This is a genomic window from Saliphagus sp. GCM10025317, assembly GCF_042663665.1.
Lineage (GTDB): Archaea > Halobacteriota > Halobacteria > Halobacteriales > Natrialbaceae > Natronosalvus.
Map to the genome: position 1 here is coordinate 2,215,492 of NZ_JBHTAQ010000005.1, position 12,388 is coordinate 2,227,879.

Below are 12,388 nucleotides of genomic sequence, written 5' to 3' on the forward strand. Positions count from 1 at the left end.
CGGCCCGGTTCCCACGCGGTGGGACGAACGCGGACGATTCAAATACGGGCGCACCCAACCTCCGCTTAGAGACCGTGTCGTACGATACTCACACGTCCGATTCCTCGCGATTGCCGATCGACCTCGGTCGACGGGGGTTCTCCGCCCTGCTCACCGTGACGGTCGCGCTCGTGGCGGGAACGATCGTTCTCGGCGTCGCCACGCGAACGACCGGTTCCGGACTGGCCTGTGACGCCAACTGGCCGGTCTGTGACGGCGGCTTCCTGAACCTGCTCCCGCAGGGACGGCCGAGCTTCTGGGAGTGGTTCCACCGTCTCGTTGCGATGTTCGCCGGGTTCGCCATCGTCGCCTCCGCGCTCGTCGGGTTCTTCGACGAGGCCGTCGACCGACGGATCACGGGCCTCGTCGTCACCGGCGCCCTGTTGACGCCGATCCAGGTACTGCTCGGCCGAGAGACCGTCCTCACCTACGAGTACGAAATCCTCAACCTCCACTTCTGGACGGCCATCGTGATCTTCGTCTGCTTCGTCCTTGCGCTCGTCATCGCCCTGGGACACCGTCTCGAGGGTCGACACCTCGTCGCCGCGCTCGTCGTCGCGGCCCTCACGGTCCCGGCCCAGGTGATCCTGAGCCCGCTGTTCATTTCGCAGAACACGCCCACGACCCTGACGATCCAGATGGTGTTGCTCCTGACGCTCGTCGGGGCCGTCGTGCTGGCGACGGTCGTCGGCCGCGCCGTTCTCGAGGGCCGGCTCCCTCGCGTGGCGATCGGTTCCGGCGTCGTGCTGACCGCGGTGACGCTGTTCCTTAGCCGCGAGTCCGTGATGACCGTCTCGCCGGCGCTCGATCTGCTCTACGTGCTCGCCGCGGGGGCCCTGATCGTGACGCTCCTCGCCGGCGCCTGGGTGAGTCGAAGGGAGCTTCGAGGTGGACGGTCCGGTGTGCCGCGCTCGAGTTGATTCGCGCCGTTCTCGCCGTTTCCGTAGACGAACGTTCGAACTTCGAGCGTCCGAGCGTCCGAACGTCCGAGTCTGGCACGTCCGGATTTCCGCCTCGAGAACCCTTTTCCACCGCGCTCGCTAGCCTCGAGACATGGACCTCTCCATCGTCGACCTCTCGCCCATTCGCGAGGGAGAGACGGCAACCGACGCCTACGAAAACACGGTCTCACTCGCGAAGCTGGCCGAACGAGTGGGCTACGAGCGGTTCTGGGTCGCCGAACACCACGGGATGGCCGATTCCATCGCAGGGACAACCCCCGAGGTTTTGATCGGCCACCTCGCTGCCCGAACCGAGGAGATCAGGCTCGGGTCCGGAACGGTCCTGCTCAATCACTACAGCCCGTTCAAGGTCGCCGAGGCGTTCGGCGTCCTCGATTCGCTCGCCCCCGACCGGATCGACCTCGGCCTCGGCCGCGCGACCGGAATCCCAGCCGCCGACAGTGCACTCCAGACCTCGCGGGTGAGCGAGAATCCCGACCGCGACCACGCCGAGAAGATCGAGGCCGTCGCGAACCACCTCTACGACGGGTTCGGGGACGACCACGCCTACGCCGACCTCACCCTGGCGCGATCCGGCGCCGGTCCGCCCGACCTCTGGGTGCTCGGCTCGAGTCCCTCGAGCGCGAAGATCGCGGGCGAACTGGGCCTCCGCTACTGCTTCGCGGCGTTCATCAGGCCGACGTTGGCCGAACGCGCGTTCGAGGTCTACCGGGACGCGTTCGAGCCCTCCTCGATCGGTGCCGGACCCGACAACCCCCACGGAATACTGGCGATCAACGCCGCGTGCGCCGAGACCGATCGGGAGGCGGCCCGTCTGCGAGCGACCGCGGAAGCCTCCTACAAACGGATGCAACGCGGCGTCGTCGGCTCGATGCCGTCGGTCGAGACGGCGATTTCGGAGCTCGGTGGGGTACCAGAGCCAACGCCGGCAGAACTCCAGGACGGACAGTGGCCGCGGGCGATTTCGGGCGATCCGGACACGCTGGCGGGGCTCCTCGAGCAACTGACCGACCGCGTCGGCGTCTCCGAGGTGATGGTCCAGAATCTCGTCGCCGATCACGAAGACGTATTGCGATCTCACGAACTCCTGGCCGAGAGTGTCAGCCTCGAGTGAGTCGCCACCGGCAAAGCGGTGGATCGTGGGCGCACGCTCCTCGGGACACGGGATGGATACGCGGAACGAGGGCGTGAAACCGACGCTCGAGATTGCCACTATCCATCCGCGGGGCGGCGTTCGTCTACGGCCCGCATCACGGGACTGGCCGCGAACCCGTGAACGAACACCGAGACGAGGACGACGAAGCCGACGAAGGCCCACAACCACTCCGCGGCGATGAGCAACTCGAGTTCCTCGAACGACGCGTGGGCCAGCGCGAAGGACAGGTAGTAAAACGAGCCGATACCGCGAATGCCGAAGAACGAGACGACGGCGCGGTCGGCCGTCGGTGCGTCGGAGCCGAGAAAGGCGATACTGCCAGCGAGGGGACGGATCACGAACAGGAAAGCGAGGCCGAGCGCTGCGCCATCCCACGTCAGCGGCGTCAGTAGCCCGCCCGCAATCGCGCCACCGAACAACACCAGCACCGTCGCCATGAGGAGCCGTTCGACGATAGCGGCGAAGTCGTGCAGGTGTTGGTAGTAGTCGTGTTCCCACTCGAACCGGCGGAGCTCGAGGGCAGCGACGAACACGGCGATGAATCCGTATCCGCCGAGCAACTCGGCCAGGCCGTAGGCGAAGAGCGTCGCCGCGAGCGCCTCCGATCCGGCCATCACTTCCTCTCGCCGCGACAGCGACGGCGCGTAGAACACCACCCGGGCCATGACGTGTCCCACGACGTATCCCACGACGAGTCCCGCGCCGATCCTGTACAGCACGTCGACCAGGAACCAGTCGGCCAGCCAGCCGTACCCGGCCGTACTCGCTGACGCGGTCGCAATCGCGAGGTACGTGAACGGAAAAGCCAGCCCGTCGTTGAGACCCGCCTCCGACGTGAGCGAGAATCGAACGGATCCCCACTCGTGCTCGTCCGATCGTTCCTCCTCGAGTTCGGTGAGCGGGGCGCCGGACTCGACGTCCGACGCCAGAACGGGGTCGGTCGGCGCGAGAACCGCGCCGAGGAGAATCGCCGTCGGGACGAGCAGTCCGGCGACGTACCATCCGAGAACGGCCAGCAGCGCGATCGACACCGGCATGGTGATCGCGAGGAGTCGCCAGGTCGATCCCCACCCCAGCACGTCGAACGGGCGGTCGATTTTCAACCCGGCCCCCATCAGCGCGACGATCACGACGAGTTCGGTGAGTCGTTCCGTCACGCCGGAGTTGGCGACCGGATCGAGCGTCGGAAATCCGGGGACGAGCCAGAACAGGGCCGCGCCGAACCCGACGTAGATCATCGGGAGCGAGAGCGGTTTGTCCGTCAGAAACCGCGGGAGCAACACAGCGCCCACTATGGCGAAGGCGACGACGATCAACGCGATTTCGTAGGCGCTCATCCCGCGTGTACTCCGACAACCGCGGTGAAAGGTGTCGGGGGTCGACGAGGAGAGGGCGTCACCGATCGTCGACGAGTCCGAGCACCAGAACAACCGACTCGACGAATCTGTCCTGCCGGATCGGCTACCAGCCACCCGTCACGACGACGATCGACGCAACGCTCGCGGCGATTCCGAGCGCGAACAGGGCGTAGTTGGCGATCGGATTCTTCGCAGTCGTAACCCGGAGCGAGACGTGGTACGAGGAGAGTGGCCAGAAGGGAGTGACTCCCATCGGCGTCAGCGCGTCGGCCAGCAGGTGTGAGCCGAGCGACAGTGCGGTAACGCCGTAGACGAACCCCACGGCGGTCGGATCGGGCGATCCCATCGTCACCTCGAGGGCCGCGTACGCTACGCCGGCGACTACGGCCGGGACCAGGAGGACGAACCCAATCGTGTGGGTGATCCCCCGGTGGGCGACGAACGGCAGGCTGTGGTCGCAGTCCGGAAGCGTCGAGAAGGAGAGACAGATGACGGCCCCCAGGAGGGCGACGAACTCCTCGCCGGCGAGACCGAGCCAGACGGCGACGGGTGCGTAGAGGAGCAAGGCGACGCCGTAGTGGCCGAGTTGGTACATTTACTTCTACTCGAGGGCACGTACAGCCGTGGCATAATCTTTCTGAACCTTCCTCTCGATCCGACTCGTGTTTCCGAATGATCGGCTCGGGGTGTTCGATGATCGAGAGCGCTCGAGGTACCATCCTGACGACTCGGACTCAGCGGACCCGGAACGTTTTCCTCGAGGCGCCCGTCCTCGAGACCATGGCTAACGTCGATCCGATGACGCGATTTCCAGTACCGGACGTCGAAGACCTGCCCGATGACCTCCGTGAGCGTATCGAAGAGGAGACCGAACGCGCCGGCTTCACGCCGAACGTGTTCCTCGCCTACGCCTACCGACCCTCCCACTTCCGGGCGTTCTTCCAGTACTACGATGCCCTGGTCGAGGACACCGAACTCACGCGCTTCGAGATTGAGATGATCATCGTGGCCGTCAGCGGCGCTAACGACTGCTACTACTGCAACACGGCCCACGGCGCGCTCGTTCGCCTCTACGGAGACGATCCGCTGCTGGCCGATCAGCTCATCTCGAACTACCGGAACGCCGACGTCAGTGACCGCCACCGGGCGATGCTCAACCTGGCGGTCGCGCTTACGACCGACCAGGCGACCGTCGAGGAGGCGGACCTGGAGCGCCTCGAGGACCACGGGTTCAGCCGCGAGGCGATCTGGGACATCGGCTCGGTAGCGGCGTTTTTCAACCTCTCGAACCGGATGGCCCAGCTCGCGGACATGCGCCCGAACGAGGAGTTTCACACGCTGGGTCGTGAATAGTTGCTACGCGCTTGCCGATGTTTTTGCACGCCTCTGTCGAAACTCTTCGACCCTGACAGGGGTCGCGTGCTGAACGCACAGCGCGAATGCGGCACGAGAGTTTGCTCGAGCTTCGTCGTGGTGAGCGGTTAATACAGGGAAATCACAGATCGATGCCAATTGGCCGCAGCCTTTTCACTGTTCGTCTAAAATCATCTACAATGGCTTCAGACAGTGAGCACGAGGGGAGGCTGGTAACCATATTACTGGTCGAACCAAATCCCGGGGATACCCGCCTCTTTACGGAATCGTTCAAAGATGCGAAACTCAAGAATAGTCTCTACACCGTCGCTGATGCCGACGCAGCCCTCGATTTCGTCAATCAGCGAGGAGAGTATGCAGACGAACCGCGTCCTGACCTCATCCTGCTCGAACCGAAGTTACCTGGAAGAAGTGGTACGGACGTCCTAGCTGAACTGAAGAACGAACCCTCACTCCGTGAGATCCCGGTTGTTGTCCTCACGAGTTCGGAGGTTGGAGCGGACATTTTCAAATCGAAGGGGCTCGATGTGAATCACTTTGTCCAAAAGCCAGTTGAACCAGAGGATTATATCGAATTCGTCCAGGAAATCGAGGGGTTTTGGATGGCGCTCATTCAAGAGGAACCCGAAGAAGCCTGAGAACCTACTGGCGATTCGATATCTGAGTGCTTCACGTGTGACATAATAAATCGATACTATGGCACGGTCAGTACGCACGTGGGGTGGATGGTTACCCGCACCGGTAAACGCACGTGAGGTGTGCAGCTACCCCACCGGTAATATTCTCTGAATACAGCACAGCAGTACAAACCTATCAGAGAGGGTTCAACAGAGCTTTTGCACCTACTCCGTGACGGGCTCGAGATCCCGCCCCGACTCGAGTTCGTCGAACAGCGCGGTGACCCGTCGTCGGACGTCCTCGCGAATCTCGTGCACTCGCTCGGGTGCTTTCCCGTGAGGATCCTTGAGGTCCCAGTCGCGAACGTCGACCTCCGCGTCGAGGTCGAGCGTCGAACAGCCCATCGTCGCCACGACGTCACAGGACTCGAGTTCGTCGGTGCTGATAGACGTCGGCGTCCGCCCGGCGAGGTCGAAGCCCTCCTCGGTCATGGCCTCTTGCACTTCGTCGTGGACCTCGTCGGCCGGACGGGTTCCGCCGGAAAGGATCTCGACCTCGTTCTTGAGGCCGCGGACCGCACGCTCCCGTTCGGCGTAGGCGGTCGCCATCTGACTACGGCCGGCGTTCTGGACGCACACCAGTGCGATTCGCGTCATGGTCGACGTCGTCGCTCGAGGAACCTAACGGTTCGTACGAGCCGAACGGTGTGATACGGTTGCATAGGGAATCGAGAGCGACGAGCCGACGCGATGAGTCGGAGGTAACAGACGAAAACAACAATCGAGGGCGACGAATTGGAGGCGACAGTCGAGCGTTCCTGAATGAAAATCTCGAAGGCCGCGCGACCCGCGGACGTCGACTCACCCCGAGAACAGGTCGCGTAGGCGAGCGAGCAGTCCACTCGAGTCCGCCTGGTCGTCGGCTTCGTCGCTCGAGGAAGCAGCGTCGTCGACCCGGTCGGAAGGGGGCGATGCCGTCGTCCCGACCGCCGCGGATTCGGACGCCTGGCTTGTCTCGATGTCGTCGAGCGAGAGGTCGATTTCGTCGATATCGGGGGTTCGCTCGCGACCCTCGCCGGCTTCGGCGGCCCGGACGTCGGCGCCCGTCACGGTTCCGTGTTCGATGCGACTCGAGAGGTCGTCCGGGGTCGGGGTATTCTCGGTCGGTTCGTCGTGGTGTGCTTGCTCGGGTTCCGTTTCTCCATCGGCCCCTTCGGCGGTCTGGGCCTGTTCGGATTCTCCACCGTTTCCGTCGGCGTTCTCCGCACCCGCTTCTTCGGCTTCTTCGTCCTCCTCGAGGGTCGCCTCGTCCTCGAGTTGCCCCCTCGAGTTAGCGGACGGCCCGGACTGAGCGCAAGTATCGCCAGTCGGTCGAGGGCTCGAGTCGCCGGCGTTCGTCTCGTTCAGCGAATTGAGAATGTCGTCGACGCTCGTGTTCGAGACGACCCGTTTCGGCCCGCCGCCAGGTCCCTCGTGTTCCCTTTTGCCCCTCTGCTCCCCTGGGTCGTCGTCTTCGCTTTCGGCCCCCTGCTCCCCCGAGTCGTCGTCCGCGCCGTCGTGCTCGCTCATCGCTCACGTCTGGCGCTCGAGTCGGCATAAATTTTCCCCGTTCGAGGGGGACGAAACTCGCCTCTCGTTCGCCTGTTGAGCCTGTTGAGCCTGCGGTCGCGGCTACGTCGGGACGAGTCGCGGTCGAGACATCACCACGTTGATGACTGCCCCCAGCAGGATCAGGATGCCGGCGAAGTAGAGCCAAGTGACGAACAACAGGATGGCGCCGATCGCTCCGTAGGCTTCGTACTGCCCGGCGTTCGCGGCGTAGAGCTGGAAGCCGGCCTGGAGGAGTACCCAGCCGATCGCTGCGAAGAACGCGCCCGGAATCACCTCACGAATGTCGACGGGAATCGGGGGCAACACGTAGTAAAGCGGCAGGAACACCAGGACGAGCCCCAGGAGCAAGCCGAGCCAGCTGAGGACCCCGACGTAGGGAACCCGCCCGGCGAGGAGGCCGATCACCGCCCCGACGAGGATCATGAGCAAGAGCGCGAGGACGATGGTCAGGATGACCGTGATCCCGTCGCGAATCTGCTCGAGCAGGGAGTTTTCGGCGACAGTGTCGTAGACGCGGTCGAACGCGAGGCTCAGCCCGCGGAAAACCTTCAGCGCGCCCCACGTCGAGACGGCGAGGGCGACGACGGTTGCCTCGGTTCGTCCTGACTCGGCAGTGAGCGCCTCGAGCACGAGGTCCTCGCCGGCGTCGGGGAGGAAATCGCCGGCTAGCATGACCAAATCCTCCGCGACCTGCTGGCCGCCGACGAGGGTGCCGACGACGAGCGCCAGCACGATCATCGGAAAGAGCGAGACGAACGCGTAGTAGGCGAATCCGGCGGCGAGGAACGTTATCTCTCGCTCTCGCGCGGTGCCGACGACCCCTCGTACGATGGTACGAACGTCGCGGTCCGACTGGTGGCTCATGCCGTCGGCTTCCACGAGCAGAACTTAAGAGTATGTGAAGTATCGACGACGAAGGTGTTACCAGTCGAACGGTTTGCGCACCGTACAGAAGTTATGGGTCGCGAACACCCGCCCGTCGTCGTCGATGTAGACGCCGACGCCGCCCCGGTCCCAGCCCTCGATCTCGTCGCTCTCCTCGAGAATTGTCGCCCGGTGTTCGTCGGAATGCATCCACTGCTCGACGAGCCCTTCGGCGAGTTCGTCCGCGGTCTGGTACTCGACGTGTTCGCCGTCGTGAGAGCGTTCGACCGTCGTCCCGACGCTCGTGAGCGCGATGTTCTCCCCATACGCTCGGCAGTAGTCGGCGACGTCGCCGAATCGGTCGTATGGCGACTCGCCGTCGGCGTTGACGTGGGCGAACCGATCGTCCGCGTGCATGTCTCGACTGTGCGCGCGGGACACCGAGGCGACCGTCCCGTCCCACGCGAGCGGCTCGAGGCCGTGTTCGGCGCGTCGCTCGTTGATGAGTTCGTGAACCCGGTCCTCGACGACGCTCGAGTCGACCCGTTCAGTATCGGTTTCGTAGCTCGACCGGCCGGGGTCGTCGGGATCGGTGACGGGCGGATTTCGGTCGCCCGGTTCCGGTGGCTCGACGGAGGGCCCGAGTTCGTCCTGGACGAACGCGATGACCTGCGGGGCGAGCACGACGCCCGCGAGAACGAGCGCACCGATCAGAACCGCGGTCATCACGAGCGACGTGAGGTTCAAATTCGCTCTGTTCGTCTGGCGCTCGCTGTAGGACTTCGTCCGCTCGAGGCGACGACCGCGTCTGCTCATGGGTACAGGTGTACCTCCACGAACGACAGTAACTAACTACCGATTGTGAGTGTCGTCTGGCCAGATAGGTCGCGCCGAGGCGGTCGTTCGCGACGACGTGCGGACTACCGCTCGGCTGACGATGGGTTGTCCTCGAGACGGGTGGCCGCACTCGAGCCAAAAATCGTCTCGTGAAACGCGATGACCAGGCCAGGGACGACGGCCATGAACAGGTGTTCCTCGATCGGGATGCCGCCGACCTCGTAGCCCGTTCGCAACTGGATGTCGAAGACGCCGACCTCGAGCGTGTACCAGTCCCAGAAATAGGCAATTGGGTACAGCGCGAGGATGGTCACGGCGGCTCGTTTGAGCGCACCGACCCGTCGCAGCAATACGAACGCGACGGCACCCCAGAAAATCTCCGTCGCGAGGTAGGTGTACCGACCGAAGACGGAAATGTCTCGAGCCATGTCACGACCAGGATGGCGGTACATAAAAACACCAGGTAGTCACGGGTTACATGGGCGGGCGGTACGTTAAATAGTCCAGCGAGAGAAGGGGCAGGTGGAACGATGAATATCGCCGATATCGCCACCACGGAGTACATCGAGGTCGACGTCGGGACGCGAATGGGGAAAGTCCGTTCGACCTTCGAGGACGGCAACCCCAAGGGCCTGATCGTAACCGACGACGGAGAGTACGCTGGCGTGATCAGCGAACGCGAGGTACTCCAGTCACACGTCGAAGACGACGCCAAGGTGGCAGCGTTGATCAAGCCGAGTCGCAACGACCCGGCGCCGAAAGTCGATCGGCACGAGGACGTCCGGGAGGTCGCCCGCATGCTCGTCGAGGGCAACACCAAGGTCGCGCCGGTGTTCGAGGGCGACAACCTCTGGGGCGTCATCACCGAGGACGACCTGCTCACCGCCGTCCTCGAGAACCTCGACGCGATCACCGTCGGCGACATCTACACCACCGACCCGATCACGCTCGCGGAGGACGACGGCGTCGGCAAGGCGATCAATCACCTCCGAGAACACGGCATCTCTCGACTCCCCGTGGTCAACGAGAACGGCTACCTGACCGGCGTCGTGACGACCCACGACATCGCCGACTTCGTCATCCGGGAGAACGAGCGCATGACGACCGGCGACCGCGTCGGCGACAACCAGCGGATGCTCGACGTCCCGATCTACGACATCATGAACAGCCCCGTGGTCACCACGACGGCCGACAAGACCGCCCGAGAGGCCGTCGAAACCATGCTCGAGGACGATTACGCCGGGCTCGTCGTCACGCCGACGGACGACGATCGCCTCATCGACGGCGTCGTCACCAAGACCGACGTGCTCCGGGCGCTGACGTTCACCGAGGAAGAGCACATGGACGTCCAGATTACGAACATCTCGCTCATGGACACCATCTCCCGGGAGTCCATCGTCCAGAGCATCGAACAGGTCTCTGATAAGTACGCGGACATGCAGGTCCACCACGCCCACGTCCGATTCCACGAGCACAAGGAGAAGCTCCGCGGCACACCCCTGATCCAGTGTCAGATCCGCCTCCGGACGAACAAATCGCAGGTCGCCGGCTCCGGCGAGGGCTACGGTGCGGAGAACTCGTTCCGCGTCGCCTTGGACAAACTCGAGCGAAACGTCCTGGAGCTCAAGGGCGTCCGGAGCGACGAGGAGTACCGCGGGCAGTTACTCCGGAAGTTGAACGAACTGTAGGATCGGAGTACAGTAGAAGCTCGGCCGGAACCGGCAGACGTTATACATTTTTATCACGTTAGGGCTCGTCGTCTCAGGTACTATGCCCGCATACAGCGACCAGTCCTCGCTCGTCGGCGTGCTCAGCCTACTTGCCGCCGTCGTCGCCATCGTTGGTACCCAGGTGCTCGGGTGGGAGTGGGGATCCGGCCAGCTCGTGCCGACGATCATCGGCGTCGTGGTCGCCGCCATCACCGTGCTCGTCGTCGTACGGCGACTGGCATAAGCTGCTACGGCCGAGCGTCGTCGGCGCCCTCGAGTCCCGACCCCGTGATCCGGAACGTCGCCGACTCGCCCGCCGGTTTCGAACGGTGTTTCGTGAGCGTCGCCCGTCGATTGCCGCCGCGGAATCGCTCGAGTCGAAGTACCACGCCCGTCCAGTGCTCCAGGGTGTTCCCCCCGAGCGGACGCGTCCGGTCGCTGTCGGGGTCGGCGAACACCTGGTTCGTGACGACCACCGCGAGGTCGTGTTTGCGCGCGAGCGAGAGCAGGTGGGTGATCTGGCTGGCCACCTGCCGGAGGGCGTCGCCCGCCTCGCCGTCTTCGGCGCGCTCGATTCGGTAGAAGCCAGTCGCGCTGTCGAGGACGATCAAGTCGGCCTGGGTCGCGAAGTCCGCGGCGTCGCGGACCGCCTCGGCCTGCTCGTCGAAGTCGTAGGCGTCCTCGATGATGATCCGGGAGGCAACCGACTCGACGTCGTCGGTGCGAGCGGAGAGGAGCTGTTCGAATCGGTCGACTGAGACGCCCTCGGTGTCGATGAAGACGGCCGTCCCACCGTCGGCGGCCGTCTCGACGGCGGCCGACAGCGCGAGGTTCGTCTTCCCCGACGCTGGCGGGCCGTACACCTGCGTGACGGCTCCGCGTTCGAACCCGCCCTCGAGCAACGCGTCGACTGGGGGACAACCGGTCGATATCGCCTCGTCGTTCACGCGCTCAGTTGGGAGGTAACGGGCAAAAACCCCCCGGAACCGATCGCTCGTCCGGAGACGGAGCAATTTATTCGGTGGCGGTCGAAGCACGGTTATGATCGTCGTCGCCACCGTGGACTTCGAAGTGTATCACGAGGTCGTCGCCGACCTTCGCGAGCGAGGCGCGACGTTCACGACGATCGAGCCCGACGATCCGCTCCCGTCGAAAACCGCCGTCGTCCTCACCGGCGCGGAACACGCCGAGTCGTTCGGGGACGCCGACGCGCCGACCATCGTCGTGGACCCCGATGACAGCCGACAGGCGGTCGATCAGGCGCTCGCGACCATCCGCGGCGAGCACGGCCGAACCGTCGTCGGCGTCGATCCTGGACGCCAACCCGGCATCGCCGTGCTCGCAGGGGAGACCGTCGTCGCCGCGTTCCAGGTGCCGCTGGGCGACGCCGTCGACGTCGTCCTCGAGGAGGTCCGCGGCGACGACGCCGTCGACCCGGTCGTCCGCATCGGCGACGGGTCGCGCCTCGAGGGAGCCAAACTGATCAACGAACTCGAGGATGTCCGCGTCGAGATGGTCGACGAGACGGGGACGACGCCGTACCTCGGCACCGGCGCCAGGGGAATGGGTGACGTCCTCGCGGCAGTGAACATCGCCCGTCTCGAGGGAGAGGCGATCGACACGCGCGAGATCGAACCGACGCCGGGAGAGCTCCAGGTGATCAAGGACCGTTCGCGCGAGCGAAGCGAGACGAACCGGGCGATCGACGAGACCCTGGCCAGGCGGGTCGCGAGCGGGGAGTTGACGGTCGAGGAGGCGCTCGCGGAGCATCGAAACGATGTCGACGGGAGAGACGGGAGAGACGGCGGCGACAGGGGAGACGACAGCGATAGCGGCGACGCGAACTGATTTCGAGGTCGTG

At 64.5% G+C, this 12,388-nt stretch carries 15 protein-coding genes; 7 read left to right on the forward strand and 8 right to left on the reverse strand.

Going from position 1 to position 12,388, the window contains the following annotated elements; genetic code table 11:
- Positions 1-74 precede the first annotated feature (74 nt).
- Together ACFQS4_RS12815 and ACFQS4_RS12820 are read left to right on the forward strand one after the other, a co-directional pair.
- Positions 75-959 (forward strand): COX15/CtaA family protein, encoded by an 885-nt coding sequence (locus ACFQS4_RS12815; protein ID WP_497901879.1) that lies wholly within the window; start codon positions 75-77, stop codon positions 957-959.
- 133 nt (positions 960-1,092) lie between these two features.
- Entirely contained in the window at positions 1,093-2,115 is a 1,023-nt protein-coding gene (locus ACFQS4_RS12820; protein WP_497901880.1) for an LLM class flavin-dependent oxidoreductase, read from the forward strand.
- A gap of 98 nt (positions 2,116-2,213) precedes the next feature.
- Here the strand turns inward: ACFQS4_RS12820 and ACFQS4_RS12825 are convergent, their stop codons facing one another.
- Complete coding sequence (locus tag ACFQS4_RS12825) at positions 2,214-3,494, reverse strand: cation:proton antiporter (RefSeq protein ID WP_497901881.1); 1,281 nt, start codon at positions 3,492-3,494, stop codon at positions 2,214-2,216.
- 124 nt (positions 3,495-3,618) lie between these two features.
- Positions 3,619-4,110, reverse strand: a complete 492-nt coding sequence (locus ACFQS4_RS12830) for a metal-dependent hydrolase (RefSeq protein WP_497901882.1) — start codon at positions 4,108-4,110, stop codon at positions 3,619-3,621.
- A gap of 185 nt (positions 4,111-4,295) precedes the next feature.
- Here ACFQS4_RS12830 and ACFQS4_RS12835 point away from each other — a divergent pair, with 185 nt between their 5' ends.
- Both ACFQS4_RS12835 and ACFQS4_RS12840 read left to right on the forward strand, forming a co-directional pair.
- Positions 4,296-4,868 carry a peroxidase-related enzyme gene (locus tag ACFQS4_RS12835; RefSeq protein ID WP_497901883.1) on the forward strand — a complete coding sequence of 191 codons (573 nt, stop codon included), beginning with the start codon at positions 4,296-4,298 and terminating at the stop codon, positions 4,866-4,868.
- A 200-nt stretch (positions 4,869-5,068) separates the two neighbouring features.
- The gene (locus ACFQS4_RS12840) at positions 5,069-5,527 is read left to right on the forward strand and encodes a response regulator (protein ID WP_497901884.1); all 459 of its coding nucleotides are present in this window, start codon (positions 5,069-5,071) and stop codon (positions 5,525-5,527) included.
- A 204-nt stretch (positions 5,528-5,731) separates the two neighbouring features.
- Here the strand turns inward: ACFQS4_RS12840 and ACFQS4_RS12845 are convergent, their stop codons facing one another.
- The 5 genes from ACFQS4_RS12845 to ACFQS4_RS12865 form a co-directional block, all read right to left on the reverse strand.
- Positions 5,732-6,163, reverse strand: coding sequence for an arsenate-mycothiol transferase ArsC (locus tag ACFQS4_RS12845; RefSeq protein WP_497901885.1), 432 nt, complete (start codon positions 6,161-6,163; stop codon positions 5,732-5,734).
- 204 nt (positions 6,164-6,367) lie between these two features.
- Entirely contained in the window at positions 6,368-7,075 is a 708-nt protein-coding gene (locus tag ACFQS4_RS12850; RefSeq protein WP_497901886.1) for a hypothetical protein, read from the reverse strand.
- Between the two features lie 102 nt (positions 7,076-7,177).
- Positions 7,178-7,981: a YihY/virulence factor BrkB family protein gene (locus ACFQS4_RS12855; RefSeq protein WP_497901887.1), complete on the reverse strand. Its 804-nt coding sequence runs from the start codon at positions 7,979-7,981 to the stop codon at positions 7,178-7,180.
- A 57-nt stretch (positions 7,982-8,038) separates the two neighbouring features.
- Positions 8,039-8,797, reverse strand: a complete 759-nt coding sequence (locus tag ACFQS4_RS12860) for a CAP domain-containing protein (protein WP_497901888.1) — start codon at positions 8,795-8,797, stop codon at positions 8,039-8,041.
- 104 nt (positions 8,798-8,901) lie between these two features.
- A complete protein-coding gene (locus tag ACFQS4_RS12865) occupies positions 8,902-9,246 on the reverse strand; it encodes a lycopene cyclase domain-containing protein (RefSeq protein WP_497901889.1) in 345 nt (114 codons plus the stop codon).
- Positions 9,247-9,348: 102 nt separating this feature from the next.
- Here ACFQS4_RS12865 and ACFQS4_RS12870 point away from each other — a divergent pair, with 102 nt between their 5' ends.
- Positions 9,349-10,506 (forward strand): CBS domain-containing protein, encoded by a 1,158-nt coding sequence (locus ACFQS4_RS12870; protein WP_497901890.1) that lies wholly within the window; start codon positions 9,349-9,351, stop codon positions 10,504-10,506.
- Between the two features lie 82 nt (positions 10,507-10,588).
- Complete coding sequence (locus ACFQS4_RS12875) at positions 10,589-10,771, forward strand: multidrug transporter (protein ID WP_497901891.1); 183 nt, start codon at positions 10,589-10,591, stop codon at positions 10,769-10,771.
- Between the two features lie 4 nt (positions 10,772-10,775).
- Here ACFQS4_RS12875 and radB read toward each other — a convergent pair whose 3' ends face one another.
- Complete coding sequence (gene radB / locus ACFQS4_RS12880) at positions 10,776-11,474, reverse strand: DNA repair and recombination protein RadB (RefSeq protein WP_497901892.1); 699 nt, start codon at positions 11,472-11,474, stop codon at positions 10,776-10,778.
- Between the two features lie 94 nt (positions 11,475-11,568).
- Here radB and ACFQS4_RS12885 point away from each other — a divergent pair, with 94 nt between their 5' ends.
- Positions 11,569-12,375 (forward strand): hypothetical protein, encoded by an 807-nt coding sequence (locus tag ACFQS4_RS12885; RefSeq protein ID WP_497901893.1) that lies wholly within the window; start codon positions 11,569-11,571, stop codon positions 12,373-12,375.
- The last annotated feature ends 13 nt before the right edge of the window (positions 12,376-12,388 follow it).